The sequence below is a fragment of the Methylobacterium sp. 88A genome, from assembly GCF_000376345.1.
GTDB lineage: Bacteria > Pseudomonadota > Alphaproteobacteria > Rhizobiales > Beijerinckiaceae > Methylobacterium > Methylobacterium bullatum.
This window is the reverse complement of sequence record NZ_AQVT01000001.1, coordinates 2,490,761-2,511,321: the sequence shown is the minus strand read 5'-3', so window position 1 is coordinate 2,511,321 and position 20,561 is coordinate 2,490,761. Positions and strand designations below refer to the sequence as shown.

Annotated in this window: 16 protein-coding genes and 1 tRNA gene; 5 read left to right on the top strand and 12 right to left on the bottom strand. The window is 67.2% G+C overall.

What is annotated here, in order from left to right; translation table 11 throughout:
- Nucleotides 1–42: 42 nt before the first annotated feature.
- The 5 genes from A3OM_RS0111965 to A3OM_RS0111945 form a co-directional block, all read right to left on the bottom strand.
- Entirely contained in the window at nucleotides 43–993 is a 951-nt protein-coding gene (locus tag A3OM_RS0111965) for an MBL fold metallo-hydrolase (protein ID WP_018043995.1), read from the bottom strand.
- 10 nt (nucleotides 994–1,003) lie between these two features.
- Nucleotides 1,004–2,338 carry an FAD-dependent oxidoreductase gene (locus tag A3OM_RS0111960; RefSeq protein ID WP_018043994.1) on the bottom strand — a complete coding sequence of 445 codons (1,335 nt, stop codon included), beginning with the start codon at nucleotides 2,336–2,338 and terminating at the stop codon, nucleotides 1,004–1,006.
- Entirely contained in the window at nucleotides 2,335–3,531 is a 1,197-nt protein-coding gene (locus tag A3OM_RS0111955; protein ID WP_018043993.1) for an acyl-CoA dehydrogenase family protein, read from the bottom strand. The genes A3OM_RS0111960 and A3OM_RS0111955 overlap by 4 nt, the downstream gene beginning before the upstream one ends.
- Nucleotides 3,532–3,590: 59 nt before the next feature.
- Nucleotides 3,591–4,142, bottom strand: a complete 552-nt coding sequence (locus A3OM_RS0111950; RefSeq protein WP_018043992.1) for an OsmC family protein — start codon at nucleotides 4,140–4,142, stop codon at nucleotides 3,591–3,593.
- Nucleotides 4,143–4,353: 211 nt separating this feature from the next.
- A complete protein-coding gene (locus A3OM_RS0111945; protein WP_081612663.1) occupies nucleotides 4,354–5,886 on the bottom strand; it encodes a sigma 54-interacting transcriptional regulator in 1,533 nt (510 codons plus the stop codon).
- Nucleotides 5,887–6,351: 465 nt separating this feature from the next.
- Between A3OM_RS0111945 and A3OM_RS0111940 the strand changes: the two genes are divergently transcribed.
- Nucleotides 6,352–7,827: a protein adenylyltransferase SelO gene (locus A3OM_RS0111940; RefSeq protein ID WP_018043990.1), complete on the top strand. Its 1,476-nt coding sequence runs from the start codon at nucleotides 6,352–6,354 to the stop codon at nucleotides 7,825–7,827.
- Nucleotides 7,828–7,861: 34 nt separating this feature from the next.
- On the opposite strand, the gene A3OM_RS0111935 is transcribed toward A3OM_RS0111940, so the two are convergent.
- From A3OM_RS0111935 to tgt, 4 genes are all read right to left on the bottom strand, one after another.
- Nucleotides 7,862–9,298 carry a carotenoid oxygenase family protein gene (locus tag A3OM_RS0111935; RefSeq protein ID WP_018043989.1) on the bottom strand — a complete coding sequence of 479 codons (1,437 nt, stop codon included), beginning with the start codon at nucleotides 9,296–9,298 and terminating at the stop codon, nucleotides 7,862–7,864.
- A 59-nt stretch (nucleotides 9,299–9,357) separates the two neighbouring features.
- A complete protein-coding gene (locus tag A3OM_RS26585; protein WP_280790498.1) occupies nucleotides 9,358–9,483 on the bottom strand; it encodes a hypothetical protein in 126 nt (41 codons plus the stop codon).
- A gap of 242 nt (nucleotides 9,484–9,725) precedes the next feature.
- Nucleotides 9,726–9,801, bottom strand: a tRNA-Lys gene (locus tag A3OM_RS0111925).
- Nucleotides 9,802–9,887: 86 nt separating this feature from the next.
- On the bottom strand, nucleotides 9,888–11,066 hold the full coding sequence (tgt, locus tag A3OM_RS0111920) for a tRNA guanosine(34) transglycosylase Tgt (protein ID WP_018043987.1): 1,179 nt from the start codon (nucleotides 11,064–11,066) through the stop codon (nucleotides 9,888–9,890).
- A 283-nt stretch (nucleotides 11,067–11,349) separates the two neighbouring features.
- On the opposite strand from tgt, the gene A3OM_RS0111915 reads away from it, so the two are divergent.
- Nucleotides 11,350–12,144 (top strand): DUF4239 domain-containing protein, encoded by a 795-nt coding sequence (locus tag A3OM_RS0111915; RefSeq protein WP_018043986.1) that lies wholly within the window; start codon nucleotides 11,350–11,352, stop codon nucleotides 12,142–12,144.
- Nucleotides 12,145–12,185: 41 nt separating this feature from the next.
- On the opposite strand, the gene queA is transcribed toward A3OM_RS0111915, so the two are convergent.
- Complete coding sequence (gene queA, locus A3OM_RS0111910; RefSeq protein WP_018043985.1) at nucleotides 12,186–13,274, bottom strand: tRNA preQ1(34) S-adenosylmethionine ribosyltransferase-isomerase QueA; 1,089 nt, start codon at nucleotides 13,272–13,274, stop codon at nucleotides 12,186–12,188.
- Between the two features lie 209 nt (nucleotides 13,275–13,483).
- Here queA and A3OM_RS23915 point away from each other — a divergent pair, with 209 nt between their 5' ends.
- The 3 genes from A3OM_RS23915 (at nucleotide 13,484) to A3OM_RS0111895 (ending at nucleotide 16,788) form a co-directional block, all read left to right on the top strand.
- Nucleotides 13,484–13,813, top strand: a complete 330-nt coding sequence (locus A3OM_RS23915; protein WP_018043984.1) for a hypothetical protein — start codon at nucleotides 13,484–13,486, stop codon at nucleotides 13,811–13,813.
- 135 nt (nucleotides 13,814–13,948) lie between these two features.
- Nucleotides 13,949–14,836: a cation diffusion facilitator family transporter gene (locus A3OM_RS0111900; protein ID WP_018043983.1), complete on the top strand. Its 888-nt coding sequence runs from the start codon at nucleotides 13,949–13,951 to the stop codon at nucleotides 14,834–14,836.
- A gap of 143 nt (nucleotides 14,837–14,979) precedes the next feature.
- Nucleotides 14,980–16,788 carry a hypothetical protein gene (locus tag A3OM_RS0111895; RefSeq protein WP_018043982.1) on the top strand — a complete coding sequence of 603 codons (1,809 nt, stop codon included), beginning with the start codon at nucleotides 14,980–14,982 and terminating at the stop codon, nucleotides 16,786–16,788.
- A 294-nt stretch (nucleotides 16,789–17,082) separates the two neighbouring features.
- On the opposite strand, the gene A3OM_RS0111890 is transcribed toward A3OM_RS0111895, so the two are convergent.
- Together A3OM_RS0111890 and A3OM_RS0111885 are read right to left on the bottom strand one after the other, a co-directional pair.
- A complete protein-coding gene (locus A3OM_RS0111890) occupies nucleotides 17,083–19,062 on the bottom strand; it encodes a PAS domain-containing protein (RefSeq protein ID WP_026175965.1) in 1,980 nt (659 codons plus the stop codon).
- A 736-nt stretch (nucleotides 19,063–19,798) separates the two neighbouring features.
- Entirely contained in the window at nucleotides 19,799–20,503 is a 705-nt protein-coding gene (locus A3OM_RS0111885; protein WP_018043980.1) for a YoaK family protein, read from the bottom strand.
- Nucleotides 20,504–20,561 lie beyond the last annotated feature (58 nt).

The following is a 20,561-nucleotide window of genomic DNA, read 5'->3' as shown; positions in this document are numbered from 1 at the left end:
GGAAGACCCGCGCCGGGGACGGTCCAAGCGCTTCGGCCATGCTCATGACCGGACCGTCGTCAGCGGAATCTTGAGGTAGCGCGTGCCGTTGGCCTCCGGTTGCGGCAGGCGTCCCCCGCGCATGTTCACCTGGATCGACGGCATGATCAGCCGTGGCGCCTTCAGGGTGCGGTCACGCGCGGTGCGCATCGCGACGAAGTCGTCCTCCGCCATTCCGTCGCGGACGTGGACGTTCTCGGCCCGCTGCACGGCCACCGTCGTCTCGTAGATGAACTCGTCCCGGCCGGGGGCCTTGTAGTCGTGGCACAGGAACAGGCGCGTAATGTCCGGAAGCGCCAGCAGCCTTCGGGTCGAGCGGAACAGCTGCCGGGCGTCGCCGCCGGGGAAATCCGCACGGGCCGTGCCGTAATCCGGCATGAACAGGGTGTCGCCGACGAAGGCCGCATCCCCGATCACGTAGGCGAGGTCGGCGGATGTATGACCCGGTACGTGGAGCACGAGGGCCTCGATCCCGCCGACCGCGAAACGGTCGCCGTCATCGAACAGGCGGTCGAACTCCGAGCAGGCGCGGGCGAACTCGGTTCCGGCGTTGAAGAGCGTCCCGAACTCGTCCTGGACCTGGACGATGCCACGGCCGATCGCGAGCCGTCCGCCGAGCTGCTCCTGAAGGTACGGGGCGGCCGAGAGGTGGTCGGCATGGACGTGGGTCTCGAGGATCCACTCCACCGTCAGGCCCTGCGCGCGCACATAGGCGACGACCCGGTTCGCCGCCTCGTAGGACAAGGTCCCGGATGCCGGGTCGAAGTCGAGGACGCTGTCGATCACCGCCGCGGAACGACTTTGGGGATCGTGGACGACGAAGGTCGCGGTGTTCGTCGGCTCGTCGAAGAAGCCTTGCACGACAGGTCGGGGAACGGTGCCCGAGAGGGTCGCCGCCACCTGTTCGTGCGCCTGCGAAAGAACGGGATCGGTTGCGGGAACGGCGCTCGTCATCGTCGATTCCTCAGGCTGCGAGCCAGGCGGTGATGCCGCCGTCGTGCCGCTGCTCCATCGCGAGACGGCGTTCGGTGTCCTCGACGACGTGCCAGGGGGCGCCCGGAACCGGAATGCCGTGGAGTTCGACCGGCGCGGAGCGCGTCTTCAGGCGGATGACGGGCGCGGCGTGCGCGTAGCCCGGATGCGCCCGGCCGACGATGGCATGCGCGATCGCCTCGGCCTGCCGTGCGACCGGCTCGATGTAGCGGCAGGGCTGGCCGTCGATGCTGATGCAGTCGCCGAGGGCGAAGACGTCGGGTCGGCTCGTCCGCAGCGTCGACCGATCGACGACGATGCCACGCTCGAAGGCGAGGCCGGCTCCACGGACGAGCCGCGAGGGCGTGGCGAGGCCCGTCGCCGCGACCACGGTGGCGGCGTCCAGGACCCCGCCGTCCGAGAGGGCGAGCGCGACATGGCCGTCCGGCCTGCGGCTCAGGCCGGTCACCAGGGTGTCGGCACGGTAGCGTACGCCCAGGCGCTCCAGGCCCGCCAGGAGGCGAAGACCGGCCATGGCGGGCAGGAGTTCGGGCAGCGGAAGCGTCCCGGCGCCGATGAGCGTGACGCCATGACCGGCCCGCGTGAGATCCTCGGCGAGCTCGCAGCCGACCATGCCGGCGCCGATCACCGCCACGGTGCGGGGACCGCGCCCGAGTTCGGCATGCAGGGCGGACCATGCCGCGAGATCGTTGACGCGCCAGCACAGCGTGGGGTCGAGGCAGGCCGGCAATGCCGCCCTGGCGCCGTGGGCGAGAACGAGCTGCGTGTAGGCCAGGGTGCCACGGGTCGTCCGCAGCCGATGCCGATCCGGCGAGAGGCCCACCGCCACCGTGTCGGGCATGAGATGCAGGCCGAGGCGGGCCGCCGCGGTCGCGCCGCTCTCCCGGAGCAGAGTGTCCGGTGACATACCGCGTCCGAGCGCGACCGAGAGTTCCGGCTTGTGGTAGACGTCGCCGCTGCAGGCCGTCACCAGGGTGATCGGAACCTCTGCATCCTCGGCACGGATCGCCTCGGCGACGCTCCAGCCCGCCACACCGGCCCCGACGATCACCACGCCCGGCCGGCGCTGCCGGACGAGGGGAAGGGGCGCGGGCGCGACGGATGCCCGCCGTCGATAGGGCTCGAAATCCGATTTCGTGACGCCGCAGATCGGGCAGGCCCAATCCTGCGCGATGTCCTCGAAGCGGGTGCCGGGAGCCAGCCCGCTATCGGGATCGCCGTCGCCCTCGTCGTAGATCAGGCCGCAGGCCCGGCAGAGGAACTGTCTCCAGGGCCCGAGCCCGTCGGTCGGCGCGAGCGCGGTCATGCCCGGCCTCCCTCGCGGGTATCGGCCGGAAGGATCTCCCGCGACAGGCGGGCCATCTCCCAGCGCAGATGCTTGATGGCGGGCGTGACGATGGCGACGAAATGCGCTTCGCGGATACGCCGTTGGGGCGCGGCCGACATCAGGTAGCCGCGCGCGCCCTGGTGGAGCAGGGCGGATTGCGAGGCGCGAAGCGCGAGCTCGGAGGTCTGCGCGCGGGCGTCGAGCACGTCGATCAGGTAGTCGTTCGAGCCGTCATAGGGGGATTCGGCGAGCGTGAGGATTCGGGCGCGGAGTTCGGCGAGTTCGGCCGCAATCTGTCCGGGGCGGTCGTCGAGGAACTGGTTGACGTGCCCGAGGGTCTCCTCGACCGCGTTCATGGAATCGAGGCTTCCCTGCGCGACGCCGAGGCCCATGCCGCATTGAAGCAGGATGAAGGCGGCTCGGATGCGGCCGATGAAGGGACGGGCAGGATCGGCGATCAGCTCGTCCTGGCAGACGAAGTACTCGTCCAGGCGCAAGCCCCAGGTGCTGGTGCCCTCCATGCCGGAGAATTGCGGACAGGGCCGCAGCTCGGCCCGGTCGCAGCGCAGCAGGAACATGATCTCGTGGCTGATCGTGTCGCCGGCGCCGACGACACCCGCGATGGCGCCGCAATACTGCCCCGGTCCGATGTGGCTGACCCATGGCAGCATGCCGTTGACCCGGTAACCGCCCGGCACGCGCCGTGCGCGCAGCAGGATCGGTTCGATTCCAGCAAAGGCCTTCATCGGGTTGGAGAGGGCCGTGCCGCCGAAGGTGCGACCCGCGGCATGGTCGTCGAAAATGGCCCCCGTCAGGGCGGGATTGCCAGACTGTTCCAGGTAGAGGCCGCAGACGTTCTGGCACCACATCAGGAAGCCGGTGGCACCGCAGGCACGGCTCGCCGCCTGCATGGCGGCGATGGAGAGGCCGACGCGGGTGCCGTGCCGGTCGAGATGGACGCCGAGAGCGCCCGCGCCACCGAGCCCGGCCATGATGTCGAGCGGGTAGGCGCCATGGTCGATCTGGGCCGCTGCCGCGCTCAGGGGACCGTCGGCAATGACCGTCGTTCCGGCGAGAACGGTCTCATCCGTCCATTCGGAAGCGGCGGGCGCGGAGTGTGGCGCCACCGCGATGGGGGCATCGGCCAGCCGAAGAGCGGGGGCGCTCGACATCGTGCAATCTCCTCAGGAGGGATCGGACGGGGCGGGACCGACCGGTCCCGCCTCCGGCTTCAGTCGGCCAGGCCGATGTCGAAGGCGATCGGGTTGCGCATGGAGTTGGCGACCGGCGAATAGACATTCGCGTGGCGCACGATCTCGTCGAGCTCCTCTCGTGTCGCGTCGCCTTCGATGGTCACGGCGACGCGGATCGCCTGGAAGCCCATTTCCTCCGGCTTCTTCTCGGCACCGCCCGCGCCCCAGGCGGCCGGGTTTCCGATGTCGCCCTCGATGTGGAGTTCGAGGCGCGACAGGCGCACCTGCTTCCACGTCGCGACGGCGGTGATGCCGACGGCAAGGCAGCCGCCCAGCGCCGACAGCACGATCTCGCCGGGTGCCGGGGCGGTATCCTCACCGAACAGGTGCAACGGCTCGTCGACCACGACCGGCTGGTGATTGCCGACATAGCTGAGGGTTCGATACTGGCCGTCGACGACGGTGTGGACCTTGTTGGTCCCGCGTGAACCGGGATTGGCGCGGCCCTTCTCGGCGAACTTGGCGAGGCCGTCGCGATCGATCGGACGCAGGTAGGTCGTGAGGGTCGTCGGGGCGGCGCTGGCGCTCATGGTTAGCTCCTCTTGCTGCACGTGCCCCACGCGTTCTGGGGCCGGCTCGAGGAGAGATGCGCAAGGCCGGTGCCAGGGCGACCGCGCGCTCAATATTTTTGAAAATCCTTGTACGACAGTATCTTAGCATAGATCTCGGATCCATCGTCCGGATCCGCTAACCATCGAATGTCGACACTATGTCGACATTGTCGAACTTTGTCGGTCGACCTCAGGGCGTGCTCTGCAGCTTCCTCCATCGGTAGGAGAACTGCCGCTCGGTGAGGCCGAGTCTCTGTGCGGCGCGGGTCTTGTTCCCCCCGGCCTGGGCGAGCGCGAGGCGCAATTGCTCGTGTCCGTGCGAGTCGGCCGACAGATAGGGGCGGATCGTCGCCATCGGGGCGGCCAGGAAATCCCTTTCCATGGAGCCGGGGAGGGCAATCGACGTCCGGGCGGCGTCTCCGAGCATCGGCCGCAGGTCGTCCACATCGAGCACGCCCTCACTCGACAGCAGCACCGTTCGCTCGATGAAATTCGCGAGCTGCCGGATATTGCCCGGCCATTGCTGGCGAGCGAGATGCGCGATCGCGGCCTGTGTCAGGTTGACGTTCCGCTGGTTCTCCTGGTTCGCCCGCGTCAGGAAATGCAGCACGAGATCGGGAATATCGCCCCGTCGCCCCGCGAGCGGCGGCAGCGTGATCGGGATGACGTTGAGGCGGTAGAACAGGTCTTCGCGGAAGCGGCCCTGCGCGACGTCTCCCGCGAGATCCCGGTTCGTCGCGGCCACGAGGCGCATGTCGACCCGGATCTCGCGCTTGCCCCCGAGGCGCACGACGGTGCCCTCCTGAAGGGTCCGCAACAGCTTGGTCTGGAGGAGGGCGGGCATCTCGCCGATCTCGTCGAGAAAGATGGTGCCATCGCTCGCCTGCTCGAACCAACCCGCGCGGGCCTCGACCGCGCCGGTGAACGCACCGCGCTCGTGGCCGAACAGCTCGGATTCGAAGAGGGTTTCGGGAATGGCCGCGCAATTGACCTTGATGAAGGGCTTGCCCCGCCGCGGGCTGGCGAGATGGAGCGCTCGCGCGAACAGTTCCTTGCCGGTTCCCGAATCGCCGAGCAGCAGGACGCTCGCCGTCGCGTTCGCGACCTTCTCGACCTGAGCGAGGGCGCGCAGGAGCGCTGGCGACGTGCCGATGATGCCGTAGCGAGCCCGCTTGATGCGAAGCTCACGCGCCAGCATGTCGTTGTGTTCCTCGAGCGCACGCGTCTTCTGCTCGACGCGCTCGTTCAAGGTCAGCAACTGACCGATCAACGTGGCGATGATGCGCAGGATGGTGAGATCGTCGGAGAGCGCCCTCTCACGGTGGCGGATCCGGTGACACGCGATGGCACCCACCGTTCTCTGGTCGACCCGGATCGGAAGCGCCAGGAACGAGACGGCATCTTGCGGTAGCGTGGTCCGTTCCACGGCCCGCCCGAGGAAGGTCGGGTCCTTGTCGATGTCCTGGACGATGATGAGATGGCCGTCCTGGATGACGCGCCCGGTGATGCCTTCGCCCGGTGCGTATCTGCCCCGGTCGACCTCCTCGCGGGTCAGGCCATAGGAGTGGGCGATCCGATAGCCTTCCCCGTCCGGGTCTTGCAGGACGATGCGTCCGCGGTTGAGCCCGACGATCTCGGACAGCAGATGCAACATTTCTCGTGCGACCTGATCGAGGCGGATACCTTTGCCGATCAGGTTCATGACTTCTTGAAGCAGGAACATTTCCTGGGTACGCCAATGCGCACTGGATGCAATCTTGCTCACACGTCCATCGCTCACTCAGTGAGCCTCATTTTCGCATTCAAGGCCCCGACAGACAGCAAGCTTCGTGCAAACTGTCCGCTCACCAAGCATTCCTGATCGCCAAGTGGGGTCCGACGACTTTCTACCTGAACGCCGGGGACATGCCCAACAAGGCAACGTGTGCCCGACTCGTCCAATGGGGCATCGAGAGCCCGCACCGCTGGTCGGTCTCACGGGCGACGGCGATACGTTGTGGGGGGGGCTCTCGACGCCTGCAGCCGCCTCCGGTGGCGAGGGAAAGGGGGGCGCCCGGTAGGGCGGGCGGGGTAGCGCGCAACCGAGTAACGCGGCTCCATATGCCCCAACCAACCTACATCACCCGGATGGCCGACCGGTCCCGGGAAGGCGCTTGTCCGCCGGCGTGGTCGCCCCTAACTCCTGACCATGACTACGATCCCGTTCGACAACAGCTACGTCCGCTTGCCGGACCGCTTCTTCGTCCGCCGCGCCCCGACACCTGTCGCAGCCCCGCGCCTGATCCGTTTGAACCACGCGCTGGCGGCGAACCTCGGCATAGGCCCGGATTGGCTCGCCGTCCCCGACGGGGTGGGGATGCTCGTGGGGAATAGCGTCCCAGAAGGTGCCGATCCGATCGCGACGGCTTACGCCGGGCACCAGTTCGGCAATTTCGTGCCGCAGCTTGGTGACGGGCGCGCCGTTCTGCTCGGCGAGGTCGTCGACCGTGACGGGCAGCGCCGCGACATCCAGCTAAAAGGCGCGGGTCCGACCCCATTCTCCCGCCGTGGCGACGGCCGGGCGGCGCTCGGGCCGGTCCTGCGCGAGTACCTCGTGAGCGAGGCCATGGCCGCGCTCGGCATCCCGACCACACGGGCGCTGGCGGCGGTCACTACCGGCGAGTTCGTCGTGCGTGAGACCCGGCTGCCCGGCGCGGTGCTCGCCCGCGTGGCAGCCAGCCATATCCGGGTCGGCACCTTCCAATATTTCGCCGCCCGGGGCGACGCAGAGGCGGTGCGGGCGCTCGCCGACCACGCCCTCGCCCGGCACTATCCAGAAGCATTGTCTGCACAGCATCCCTACCGGGCGCTGCTCGACGGCGTCGTGGCCCGCCAAGCCGACCTCGTGGCGGCCTGGCTGCTGGTCGGCTTCGTCCACGGGGTGATGAACACCGACAACATGTCGGTGGCCGGCGAGACGATCGACTACGGTCCCTGCGCCTTCCTCGACGCCTACGATCCGCGCACAAGCTTCAGCTCGATCGATGCGCACGGGCGCTACGCCTACGGCCAGCAGCCCGGGATCGCCCTTTGGAACCTGACCCGTCTCGCCGAGACCTTGCTGCCGCTTCTGGCCGAAGACGAGGGGGCGGCGGTCGCCGCGGCCGAGGCGGCGCTCGCCGGGTTCGGCCCGCGCTTCGAGAAAGCGTATCACGATGGCCTTGCGCACAAGCTCGGGCTGTCCGCGAACCGGGACGGAGCCGTCGCGCTCGCTGACGACTTGCTGGCGCGGATGGCGGAGAACCGGGCGGACTTCACCCTGACCTTCCGCCGCCTGTGCGACGCGGCCGAGCGGCCGGAGGCGGATGTCGGGGCGCGCGACCTGTTCGTCGACCCGACCGAGTACGACGCCTGGGCCGTACGCTGGCGGAAGCTGTTGGAAGAAGAGGGACGGAATCCCGCCGCGACGGCGTCAGCGATGCGCGCCGTCAACCCGGCCTTCATCCCGCGCAACCACCACGTCGAGGCGATGATCGCAGCGGCGGTCGAGCAAGGCGACTTCGGCCCGTTCGAAGAGCTGTTGGCGGTGCTGTCGAAGCCCTACGACGACCAGCCTGCCCACGCCCGCTATGCCGAGGCGCCCGAGGGCGGCGGGGCGGACTACCGCACGTTCTGCGGCACGTGAACGCGCGCGTCGGCGTCCGCGTCACTGGAGATCGTCATTCGGCCCCATGATTCGGAAACCAGTTTCCGTGGAATCCCGGCGGGATACGGTGCCCGAGACGGACCGTGGCGACGGGCGGCGCCTCGAACGCGCGAGCGTCGAGGACGGTGAAGTCCGTCGTGTCGCTCACCGTGTCGATAACGAGCCCGACAAGCCACCCCTCGTCTTCGCCGCTCTCCGGCCCCGCCGGCACGAACACGAATTCCCCCGGGACACGGTCGGCACCGAACTCGTGCACGCGCCGCTCCCCCGTCGCCAGGTCGTGCTTGTAGACCTGTGTCGCCCCGACGAGCTGCGTGTTGCCGTCAGCGGGGACTGAGCCCGTGTAGACGTAGCGGTGGGGCCGCCCGAAGCGGCGCTCGTCGATCCGGGGAAACTCCTGTGCCGCGGGGTCGATCACCCGCCGCTCGACCCGCCCCGTTGCGGGGTCGGCGGTCCAGCGCTCCAGCCGGCCCGGCGTGTCGAGGCCGCCACCGGCCGAGACGAACACCCTATCGTAAGCGACGACGTCGAGGACCACCCGCCCGTCCGCGTCGTCGTAGGCATTGGCCACGTGGAAGACGAAGCACGGCTCGACCGCGCACCACGTGATGTCGGCGGCCGTGCCGTGCCGGGGGAGCAGGCCGACGCGGGCGCGGTGGGCAGGGTTCCAACGGAAAGGGAAGCGGTGGCCGGCCAGCACCGCCCGCATCGAGAAGGTGACCGGCAGGTCCAGCACGACGACGAAACGCGCCGTGATCGCGCAATCGTGGATGCACGGGCCGTGCTCGACCGGGATCGACACGTCGCGCACCACTAGGCCCGCGGCCGAGAGGACGACGTGGCGCACGCTGTCCCAAACGCGGCCGTCATAGGCGATGGCATGTGTCTCGCCGCTCGCCGGGTCGCGGTGGGGGTGGCCGCTGAAGGAGCCGGCGAGCGTGCCGTCGAACCGATCGTAGCGTTGCACTTCCAAATCGTCGGACAGAGCGACGGGAAAGCTGCCGGCCTCGACCACGGCGAAGGCGCGGCCGCCGATCTCGACGACGTTGGTGTTGACGGTATCATCGCCCCGGCGTGGTCCAGGCGCAGCGGGCCGGCGGAGTGCCGCGGATGCCGTCCGCGAGCCGATCCAGCGGTTGCGGTACCACAGGGCTTTGCTGCCCTCGATACGCAAGCCGTGCACCATGCCGTCGCCCAGAAACCAGTCGTGGCCGCGCGTCGTCGGACTGGCAGGGTTGGCGCCCATCTTGAAGTAGCGTCCGTCGAGCCCAGCCGGGATCGCCCCGGTCACGGGCAGGTCCCACAGCGTCAGTTCCTCACGCATCGGCGCGTGCACGCCGACCACGAACGGGTGCGGCGTCTGCGGCAGGCGTAGCCGGTTGCAGGCCGCCACCAGCGCGACGAGGCCCTCGGCGGCGACACGCAGGCTGGATTCGACGAGGTTCGGCATCTGTGGCGATCTTGGTGCGGTGCGGGGGCGAAGGCCGTCGTGACGCGGGGCGTCCCCCGTCACTGGACGAAGACGACGGCCTTGCCCGCGTGGGACGGTTCTGCGATCCGGCCGTTGCGCATTTCTTGGGCATCCTTGTCGTCGTAGGCGCGTCCGAGCATCAGGCGAAACGGCAGCCGCTGCATGAAGCCGATCGCGTCGCGGCTGTCCCCCCGTTCCGACGCACGCCCCAAAGCACCGCAGTGTCGCATAATTATTACAGAAAGATGGTCGTCAAGCGAGACCGCACAGTGTCTCTGGGCAATTAAGAGATTTGAAGGCAGCAGGCCCAAACAGCTCGAGCGGGAGGGTGCAACGCGATGGTAGCTATATGGTCGCTAGAAATCCTAGAACCACAAATATCAACAGGCTAAGTCATTGAAAATACTGGTGAGCGCGCTGGGACTCGAACCCAGGACCTACAGATTAAAAGTCCGTTGCTCTACCAGCTGAGCTACGCGCTCGCTTGCTCAGAAGGGCCTGGCTCGATGACGATCGGGCCGGCTGTCGTGAGAAGCGTGGCTCGCAATAGGGGGTTGGGTCGAAGGGGTCAACCGGCCAGATTCGCGCTGGCGCGCTCGGCCTCTGCGCGAGCCCAGGCCTCGCGAGTCTCGCCGGCGAAATCCGCAAGGCGGCCCGCCGCGATCGCCCCCCGCATTCCGGACATCAGATCCTGGTAATAGGACAGATTGTTCCAAGTGAGCAGCATCATGCCCAGGATCTCGTCGGTGCGCACGAGATGGTGGAGGTAGGCGCGGGAATAGTCGCGCGCCGCCGGGCAGGCGGAGGTCTCGTCGAGGGGGCGGGTATCCTCGGCGAACCGGGCATTGCGCAGGTTGATCCGTCCAAAGCGGGTATAGGCGAGGCCGTGGCGGCCGGCGCGGGTCGGCATCACGCAGTCGAACATGTCGATGCCGCGTGCCACCGATCGCATGAGATCGTCGGGCGTGCCGACGCCCATGAGGTAGCGCGGCTTGTCCCTGGGCAGATGCGGCTCCACCGTCTCGATCATCGCCAGCATCACCGCCTGTGGCTCGCCCACGGCGAGGCCACCGATGGCGTAGCCCTTGAGGTCGAGATCGACGAGGCCCCTGGCGCTCTCGACGCGCAGGTCCGCCAAGTCGCCGCCCTGGACGATGCCGAACATCGCCTTGCCCGGCTGCTCGCCGAACTGAAGCCGGCAGCGCTCGGCCCAGCGCAGGGACAACCGCATCGCGCTCTCGATGGCCGGCCGCTCGGCGGGGAGCCGCACGCATTCATCGAGCTGCATCTGGATGTCGGAGCCGAGGAGCCCCTGGATCTCGATGCTGCGCTCCGGGCTCATGTGGTGGGCCGAGCCGTCCACATGCGAGCGGAAAGTGACGCCCTGCTCGTCGAGTTTCCTCAAGGCGGAGAGAGACATCACCTGGAAACCGCCGGAATCGGTGAGGATCGGGTGCGGCCAGTTCATGAAATGGTGGAGGCCGCCGAGTCGCTCCATGCGCTCGGGGCCGGGACGCAGCATCAGGTGATAGGTGTTGCCGAGCACCACGTCGGCGCCGAGGTCGCGAACCTGGCCCGGATACATCGCCTTGACGGTGGCGGCCGTCCCCACCGGCATGAAGGCCGGTGTGCGGATCGTGCCGCGCGGCATCGAGATCGCCCCGGTGCGGGCCTGCCCGTCGGTGGCGTCGACGCGGAATGTGAAATGCTCGGAAGCGTTGCTGCGAAGGGAGGGAGTCTCGGACATGGGCATGGTGTTTAGAGCATCGGCCGGAAAAGTGGATGCCGGTTCTCGGCAAAAGCCGATGCGGGAGGACGTGCGCCGTAAACGGAAATGACAGCGCCAGACGAGTCGGCCCGTGCCGGGGCGGTGGCCGTCGATCCAGGCTACTGGTCCACAGCGCATTCAAGGAGTATCGGAGATCCGCCAACCACCCGGGCATTCAGACTAGGAGTCCCCAAAACGAGGACTCCTCCAGACGAGGGCTCTTCCGCGCGGCCGGCTCACCATATGATCGCGAGGTCTATAGATGCTCCTAGGACTCTGGCTCGATCAGCCGATCTGGCTGATGATCGTCATTCTCGCCTCTCTGTTTGCGACAGTCTCGATCGTCCTGGTCGTCCTGACGAACGTCCCCTACACCCGGACCCATCTGCTCAACAATGTCGGTGGGATCGTCGCGTCGTTCTTCAGCTCGATCGGAATTCTCCTCGCCCTGCTGACCGGTTTCGTGGCGAACGATGCCTGGGAGCGGCAGGGCAAGGCGTCGCGCATCGTTCAGACGGAGCGGGCCAACCTGATCGCCGCCTACGATCTCAGCGAGGCCACGGTCTCGGACATGTCCGACATTCAGAAGGCGCTGCTCGCCTATGCGGATGCGGTCATCGCCGACGAGTTCCCCAAGATGGGAACGAAGACGCCCTATTCCAGCGAGGCGGGAGCGGCGCTCAGCAGGCTCATGAAGATGGTGGCCGACCCGGTTCAGACCAGCGCATCCGGTGTCGTCGCTCATACCGCCCTGATGACCACGATCATGAACCTGCGGGAGGCGCGCGGCGAGCGGCTGGCCCTGAGCGCGAGCGAGAGCGACGATTCGAAGTGGATGACGTTGCTGTTTCTCTGCACTCTGACGCTGATCTCAATCGGCATCGTCCACGTCGACAAGCCGCGCGCTCAGGTCATCACGCTCGTCATCTTCTCCACGGCGATGGTCGGGACGCTGTCGGTCATCGCGCTCCACGAGCGCCCCTTCGACGGCCCTTTCGCCCTCGGTCCCGCGGCCTTCGAGCGCGCCAAGAGCATGATGACGACCCATATGGAATGATTCTCCGATCGATGGGGGAGGCGGGGCGCCGCCAGGGACGTTCACTTGGATGGTGCGGGAAACAGCAGGCTCGAATCCCCATACGAGTAGAACCGATAGCCGCCCTCGACGGCATACGCATAGGCCGCCCGCATCGTCTCCAAGCCCGAGAAGGCAGAGACCAGCATGAACAGGGTCGAGCGCGGCAGGTGGAAGTTGGTCATCAGCGCGTCCACGGCACGGATTCGGGTGCCCGGCGTGATGAAGATGTCGGTGGGGCCGGCAAAGGCGCGAAGCCGGCCGTCTCCGTCCGCCGCGCTTTCGAGAAGGCGCAGGGCCGTGGTCCCGACCGCGACGATGCGACCGCCCGCGGCGCGCATGGCATTGAGCGCCTCGGCCGTCGCCTGATCGAGGAGGCCGATCTCGGCATGCATGCGGTGGTCGTCGGTGTCATCGGCCTTGACGGGGAGGAAGGTGCCCGCGCCCACATGCAGGGTCACGCTGTGACGCGCGATCCCGGCGGCGTCGATGCGGGCGAGGAGGTCGTCGGTAAAGTGCAGGCCCGCGGTGGGGGCGGCCACGGCTCCGGCCTCGCGGGCGTACACCGTCTGGTAATCCACCGTGTCCCGCGCGTCGGTGCTACGCTTGCCCGCGATGTATGGTGGCAGCGGCAGCTCGCCGGCGAGCGCGATCGCCTCGTCGAGGGCGGGACCGGAGAGGTCGAAGCGCAGCACGATCTCGCCCCCCGCCCCCTTCTCCACGATGGTGGCGTCGAGAAGCCCGAGGGCGCAGGCGTCGCCTTCGCCATCCCGTCCGAAGCGGACCCTGTCGCCGACGGCGAGGCGCTTGCCCGGCCGGGCGAAGGCGCGCCAGCGTTCGGGTGCTTCGCGCAGGTGGAGCATCGCCTCCATGCGCAGGCCCGGCGAACCGGGGCGATGGCGGATGCCGCGAAGCCGGGCCGGGATCACGCGGGTGTCGTTGAAGACGAGGGCATCGCCCGGTCTCAGCAGATCGGCGAGGTCGCGCACGGCGCGGTCCTCCAGCGCCTCGCCGGGACGGACCACGAGCAGTCGCCCGGCATCGCGAGGCTGCGGCGGCCTGAGGGCGATGCTCGCTTCGGGCAGATCGAAATCGAAGAGGTCGACGCGCATCGCGCGCCAACAGCACGGTTCCTGGCCCGGGATCAATGGCCGATGACAGCCTTCCAGCCCGATGACGGTGCGAAGGAATGTTGTGGCCCAGGCGGAAGCCGCACGACGGAGAGGGGCCAACAATGCGTGGCCTGCATGGCTCGTGCTTCTTTGCGTGCCAACAACCTTCACACGCGCCGCATTGTTACAGATCTACGTTGAAAACAACCTTGACCGCCCGGAAGCAAATCGGCGTGGTCTCCAAGCAATCTTGCTCCAATGCGGTTCGTTTGATGATTGAAAACCTCAAGAATGGCGCGACCAACATCAAGGTTCCGCGCCGTCGGGTCACGCTGGACTCGCAGTTGATGTCCTATTGGGAGCGCGAAGCCCGGCGTCTCGACGTGATGGCGGCCAATGCCCGCTGGGGGTGGATGGCCCGGACTTATGCGCGCAAGGCCGAGCGGGCACGAGCCCAGGGCGCACGCAGCGCCGCGCGCGAAGCGGAGCGTCGGGCGGGTGCGGCGCCCGGTCCGCAGGAGGGTGAGCCCCAGACATAGCCGCGACTAAACCCTTCACCGGTGGGTTCAACCTTTGCCGTGGCCTTCCCGGCGGGGATGATCGTATGGGCGGGGCCGCCTAGCGCCACGCCCCGCTCCTTTATCCGGCGGGCCCGTCACGGATCGGCACCGGAAATGGACCGCACCCAAAAAGCCGCCCTCGCGAGCGCCGGAATCGGCCTTCTCGTGATGGCGATCAAATTCACCGCCTACTGGCTCACCGGCAGTCTCGCGCTGTATTCCGACGCGCTGGAGAGCATCATCAACGTGGCGGCGGCGGCCTTCGCCTTCATTGCCTTGCGTGTGGCCGCTGCGCCCGCCGATGAGGACCACCAGTTCGGGCATCACAAGGCCGAGTATTTCTCGGCGGTGATCGAGGGGGCTCTCATCATCGTAGCTGCTATCCTCATCCTACGTGAATCCTATTACGGCCTTCTCAACCCGAAGCCCCTCGATGCGCCGATGCTGGGCCTTGCCGTCAGCGCGGTGGGGACGGCCATCAACGCCGCCTGGGCCGTCGCGCTTCTGAGTCGCGGCAGGGCGTGGCGGTCGCCGGCCCTGGTCGCCGATGCGCGTCATGTGATGTCGGACGTGGTCACTTCGGGCGGGGTCCTTATCGGCGTCGCCCTGGTGGCCGTCACCGGAACCCTGATCCTCGACCCGCTCATCGCCGGCCTCGTCGCCTTGAACATCCTGTGGTCGGGCTGGACCATGGTGCGCGATTCCGTGAGCGGCCTCCTCGACAAGGCGGCGCCCGCCGAGATGGTGACCCAGATCCGCACGTTGATCTCGGATCATGGGGAGGGCGCCCTGGAGGCGCACGACGTGCGCACGCGCCATGCAGGCCAGGCGACCTTCATCGACTTCCACCTCGTGGTGCCCGGCGAGATGACCGTGAAGGACTCGCACGACATCTGCGACCGCCTGGAAAGTGCCATCGAGAGCGCCATCGAGGGGGCCGTCGTGGTCATCCACGTGGAGCCGGCCGAGCATGCCAAGGGACGCGGCGTGCCGGTGGTGTAGGGGGCGAGCCCCCCGGAATCCGGCAGGAATCCACCGCCACGCGCACCGTCGTTCGAGCGTCATCCGACCCCCCTAATGTCCGCCACGCCCGGTGATTTGACGTCCGCCCGTCCGCGGACGCGTCCGGCCGAGGATGAGACCGCATGACCGCCCATTCCGTCGCGAACGGCACCACGCAGACGGGCCGTATCACCCTGGCCGGCGCGGACACCCTGCAGGTGGACGGAACCCTTTCTGTCTCCGCAAACGCTCAGTCCGTGCGCTTCACCTCCGCCCCCGACGGCGCCGAGATCCACAATGACGGCCTGATCGAGAACACCACCGACGGCGGCCGGGCGATCCGCTTCGAGAGCGGAATCGGCGCGACCCTGACCGCGACGATCGACAATGGCGGCACCATCCGCTCCGACGACGACGCCGTGCAGATCCAGTCCGGCACCGTCGCCGCCGGCACGCTCACGATCGTCACGGAAGCCGACTCCATCATCGTCTCCAGCACGGGCCAGGCCCTCGACCTCGCCGCGACCACGGGCGAATTCCTCGCCGAGATCGACAATGCGGGATCGCTGCTGGCGCTGACAGCCGACGGCGTGAAGATCGGCGCGACCCTCGATCTCGTCAACAGCGGCACCATCCTGGGCGGCTCGGCCGACGGCTACGTTCAGGGCGCCGACGGCATCCAGTTCGAGGACGGGGCGAGCGGGACGATCCGCAACGCGGCCGGCGGCGCCATCCTCGGCGACCGCCACGGCATCAATATGGGCGAGGACAGCCTCGTCACGGTGACGAACGAGGCCGGAGCCCGCATCCTCGGCGGCAACGGCTCCGGGATCGGCTCCGACGGCACGGCGACCGTGATCAATCACGGGATCATCACGGGTTCCTTCGCCGATGCGACCGGCTCCGACGTCAACGGCGCGACGCCCGGTGCCGAGGACGGCGGCGGCCCGGACGGCATCAACGATGGCGACGGCGACGGGATCGACATCGATTTCCGTGCGACGATCGAGAACCACGGCACCATCCGCGGCCTCGGCGCCGGCGGCACGGGCTCCGACGGCCTGCCCAACACGGCGGAGGGCATCGCGGCGGGCGGCGGCGACATCGTCAACCTCGCCGGCGCGCGGATCTACGGCGCCGGCCTCGGCATCCTGATCGACGACTCGTCGCAGGGGGACGCGCCCTTCGTGACGAGCATCGACAATGCGGGGCTCATCCAGGGCGGCTCGGGCATCGCGATCAGAATCGTCAGCGCGCTCGACGACGTGGTCGTCAATGCGGGCCGCATCCTCAGCGGGGGCGGCACCGCGATCCAGTTCGGCTCCGGCGACAACACCCTGGCCATCGAGACGGGCTCGGCCATCCGCGGCCTGAGCCTGGGCGGCGACGGCACCGACACCCTCGACTATTCGGAGTTCGGCGCGTCGGCGCGCGCGCTGTTCGAGAGCGGCCGGGCCACGGGCACCGGCGGCGTCTCCGGCTTCGAGATCGTGAAAGGCTCGGCCTTCGCCGATTCCATGAGGGGCGATGCCGGGGCCAACCAGTTCCTCGGCGGCGCGGGCGACGACCGCCTGTTCGGCGGCGACGGTGACGACATCCTGACCGGCGGCGCGGGGACGGATGTTTTGCGCGGCGATGCCGGGGCCGACGCCTTCGTGTTCGATGTCGTGCCGCCGGCCGGCGAAAAGGACCGGATCGTCGATTTCAGCCACGGCGAGGACAGGCTCGTCCTCAATGCGGGCGTCTTCACGGCCCTGACCGCCGGCCAGTTGACGGACGAGGCCTTCGCCCTCGGCGCCGCGACCACGGAAGACCACCGCATCGTCTACGACGCGGCCAAGGGCCATCTCTACTACGACGCGGACGGCTCCGGCGGCGCCCACGATGCCATCCTGCTGGCGACCCTCCTCGACAAGCCGGCGCTCACCGCCTCGGACGTGCTGGTGGTCTGACACGGGCAGCGGGCGCGGGGTTCGAGGAATCTTCCCCAAAGCGGGCCTTGGCCACGGGCCCGTCGGCCTCTCCGCCCGGTGCGAGCCCGCGGCTCCACCGGGCGGGAGGGATCGGCGATCGCGCCGAACTGCCTTCCCGAACGCGCGGCCGGGACGCGACACCGGGTGAATGGGTGCAGCACGCGTTGCCGTAGGAGTGCCTCACGACCTTCCGATCACGGTCGGTTCCCGCTCCGAGCATGACGGCGCAGCGGGAGTTTCGTGAGGCACTTTCGGTCGCCAGGGACGCAAGCTCTAAACGGCGACGGAACGCATTGGCTTCGCATCTGAAGATTGAAGGAACTGCACGTTCATGCTCGCGCCGGAGCGATGCCGTACGAGGCAGTCGAACCGGCGTCCGTCCGCATCGACGATGAGGACGAACCGTTCCGGCACCGTGGTATGCAGGCGCACATGCAACCGTGCGCCGCCGTCCGACAGGTCGCGGATCGAGCAGGCGATGCGGCCGCCGTCCGAGACATGAATGTGAGCAGGCAGCAGGATACGCGTTCGGCGATCGGCGCGCCGTTCCTCCATCCCAACGGTCCAATTGTCCAAGCCCGTGCTGATGCTCGACACACCGTCGGCAGCCTGCTGCATGCTGGCCAGGATCTCACCCGTGGCGTGCGCCTGCTGATCCATCGAAGCAGCAACGCCATCGACATGCTGGCTGATCGTACCGATCGCCGCAGTGATCGAGGCCAGGGTGGCCGCGACCTCGCTCGAGACAGCCTGCATGCCCGTGATTTCGCTGCTGATCCGGTTCGTGGCCGCTGCGGCCTGACCAGCCAGGTTCTTCACTTCGGTCGCGACCACAGCAAAGCCGCGCCCTGCCTCGCCGGCCCGTGCCGCCTCGATCGTCGCGTTCAACGCCAGCAGATTGATCTGTTGCGCAATGTCCGTGATCAGGGTGGCAACGCCGCTCATCGAATGCGCGGCCGAACGCAGCCGCTCGGTTGCGGCATCCGCCTCGCCGGCTCGACCATGGATGTCGTCCACGACGGTCTTGGACTGAATCATGCTGCGAGAGATCGAGAGCGCCGACGCATTCATGGCGTCCGCCGCATCCGTGACCGCCTGAACGTTATCGAGAGTGCGCTCGGCGGCCTCCACCGCGACCGACCGCGCCTCCATGTTGGCGGTGACGTCGGAAGCGTACTTGACGATCTTCATCAATCGGCCACTCGGGTCGAAGATCGGGTTGTAGCTGGCCTGGATCCAGACGGCACGGCCGCCCTTGCCGAAGCGCTGGAACATGCCCGATGAGAAACTGCCGCCTCTCAGGCGGTCCCAGAACGCGGCGTAGTCCGCCGTCTGTGCGTAGCCTGGCTCCACGAAGATGGCGTGCGGTCGCCCCCTGATCTCCTCGATCCCGTAGCCGAGCGACTTCAGGAAATTCGCATTGGCATCGAGGACCGTCGTGTCGGGAGCGAACTCGATGACGGCCTGTGAGCGATTGACCGCCGCCAACTGAGCCATGGCATCCGCGACCTGCAGTTTCTGCCCGGTAATGTCGGTGGCGAACTTCACGACCTTGATCGGAACACCATCCCGATCACGGATCGGATTGTAGGTTGCCTGAATCCAGACTTCGCGACCGCCCTTGGCAATCCGCTTGAACTCCCCTGAGCTGAACTCGCCTTTGCCCAGAGCGGACCAGAACTTACGATAGGCCTCACCCTCGCGCTCGGCCGGTTCCACGAACATGCTGTGATGACGACCTTGGACCTCGTCGAGCGCGTAGCCCACGGCTGAAAGGAAGTTGGCGTTGGCATCCAGGATCGTGCCATCGAGTGCGAAGGCGATGACGGCTTGTGAGCGCTGCAGAGCTCCGAGCTGTCCGTCATTGTCGATGTTGCGCAAGACCTGCTTCGTCACATCTGTCGCGAACTTGACCACTCGAATCACCCGTCCGGCACGGTCGAGGACGGGATTGTATGTGGCCTGGATCCAGACCTCGCGACCATCCCTCGCGAAACGCTTGAACTCGCGCGTCTGCGGCTCGCCATGACGCAGCGCTTCCCAGAACGCTCGATAAGCCTCACTGCCTTGCTCCGCGGCAGAGACGAATCGAGCGTGGTTCTGCCCCTTCAGGTCGGAAAGGGTATAGCCCATCAGCTCGAGAAAGAGAGTGTTGGCAGTGAGCACGGTGCCGTCAGGAGCAAACTCGATCCGAGCTGTTGACGTGTCGACCGCGGCCATGAGCGCACGCAGATCAGTATCAAAAAACGGCACGTCGCTGTCCCCACGATGCCTCGTTCGCATTCCCTTCTAGTTGGCAGCCTTTCGTTAAACAAAACTGAAACAACTTTTATGCGCGCTACGAATTTTTTAATATCAGCAACAAATACCAGTCAAGCAATAACACTAAAATACAAACAGTGAAGCGAACGACTGCGACTTCCGACATTGAGCATCGCTGATGCTTGCCTTGGCATATCGAAGAGGAAGCGATCTGTATTAAATTGCATTTTTATTTGTGATGACTTCGTGAGATTACACCAAATATATTTCATCGAGACCCCGGCATGTGTTTAAGTGCATTTTCTCCAGCCGTCGCAGGGGCATATCGGTTTGATTGAGTCGACGCATGGACCGGCCGATGTCGATTCAATTTTTCATTTTGTTCCACCCCACTGTCTGCCGGTCAGCCGATCCTCGATCACCGTACCGACTATTCCTCACGGCCATGCAATGTCGGGCTCAGAGTTCCTCACAAAACTCCCGATCACGGTCGGTTCTCGCTCCAAGCACGACAGCGCAGCGGGAGCTTTATGAGAGACAGTTACGCACCGGCCACGATCATCCTCCCCTCAGCGGCCGGAAAGCGGACCTTTCGAGGGTCGGCGGCGGAGGTCGTTTCATCGCCCGGAGGCCGACATTCGCTTTTGCACGTATCCGGACCGTCCATCGATTTGGGACAGCGCGAGCGTACGGGCGGAGTGGGAACGTTTGGACCAGCCCAACCGTCTCACGGCGCGGTGTTGGCGTCGGCGGGCGCTATCGCCAAGACAGTCAGGACGACGAGCACGATGAACGGCAGCGCGATGCAGCCGAACGCGAGATGGGCGATCCCGAAGGCTCCGCACAACGCGCCCGCGGCGAAGGCCACGATGGCCGGCAGCACGCGCAGAAACCGCGCGCGCGTCTGCGCGGGGTTCCCCGCCGTTCCGAGAGCGAGATCCGTCGCGTCGATGACGGCCTGGCTCACGCTCACGGTCATCACCGTGGTCGGGGCGAGATGACCCAGCGAGAGACGGCCGATGGCGTTCTGCACGCCCATGGCCGCGACGGCGAGCATGCCGACGGCCAGAGCCGGGGCGCCGTCCGGCGCATCGAGGGGCGACACCACGGTCCCGTACAGGCCGAAGCCCGCGAGGAGGGCCGCCTCGACGGCAAGCAGCCAGGGCAGCGGATCGGTCGCCCGTCGCTCCAGAAGCAGCCCGAGGATGCGGGCCCCCGCCACCGCCCCCATGAAGACGGGCAGCGCCAGCAGTTTCGCCAGGACGCCGGTCGAGCTTGCGACCAGTTCAGCGCCGATCAGGACGAAGTTTCCGGTGACGTGAGCCGTGAACAGGCCGGTCAATGCGATGAAGGCCGCAGCATCGACGAAGCCGGCGACGAAGGCGAGGGCGGTTCCGGCGGACGTGCCGCCACCGGTGATCTGCGGCTTCACGAGACTGTCCCTGGTTGGCAGACGATGATGGCGCTGCGGTGCACGGATCGCCGAGGCG

Coding starts and splice junctions, on each gene's coding strand:
- A3OM_RS0111965 (WP_018043995.1), bottom strand. CDS start 993: ATGACGAGCGCCGTTCCCGCAACCGATCCCGTTCTTTCGCAGGCGCAC.
- A3OM_RS0111960 (WP_018043994.1), bottom strand. CDS start 2,338: ATGACCGCGCTCGCGCCGACCGACGGGCTCGGGCCCTGGAGACAGTTC.
- A3OM_RS0111955 (WP_018043993.1), bottom strand. CDS start 3,531: ATGTCGAGCGCCCCCGCTCTTCGGCTGGCCGATGCCCCCATCGCGGTG.
- A3OM_RS0111950 (WP_018043992.1), bottom strand. CDS start 4,142: ATGAGCGCCAGCGCCGCCCCGACGACCCTCACGACCTACCTGCGTCCG.
- A3OM_RS0111945 (WP_081612663.1), bottom strand. CDS start 5,886: ATGTTCCTGCTTCAAGAAGTCATGAACCTGATCGGCAAAGGTATCCGC.
- A3OM_RS0111940 (WP_018043990.1), top strand. CDS start 6,352: ATGACTACGATCCCGTTCGACAACAGCTACGTCCGCTTGCCGGACCGC.
- A3OM_RS0111935 (WP_018043989.1), bottom strand. CDS start 9,298: ATGCCGAACCTCGTCGAATCCAGCCTGCGTGTCGCCGCCGAGGGCCTC.
- A3OM_RS26585 (WP_280790498.1), bottom strand. CDS start 9,483: ATGCAGCGGCTGCCGTTTCGCCTGATGCTCGGACGCGCCTACGACGAC.
- tgt (WP_018043987.1), bottom strand. CDS start 11,066: ATGTCCGAGACTCCCTCCCTTCGCAGCAACGCTTCCGAGCATTTCACA.
- A3OM_RS0111915 (WP_018043986.1), top strand. CDS start 11,350: ATGCTCCTAGGACTCTGGCTCGATCAGCCGATCTGGCTGATGATCGTC.
- queA (WP_018043985.1), bottom strand. CDS start 13,274: ATGCGCGTCGACCTCTTCGATTTCGATCTGCCCGAAGCGAGCATCGCC.
- A3OM_RS0111900 (WP_018043983.1), top strand. CDS start 13,949: ATGGACCGCACCCAAAAAGCCGCCCTCGCGAGCGCCGGAATCGGCCTT.
- A3OM_RS0111895 (WP_018043982.1), top strand. CDS start 14,980: ATGACCGCCCATTCCGTCGCGAACGGCACCACGCAGACGGGCCGTATC.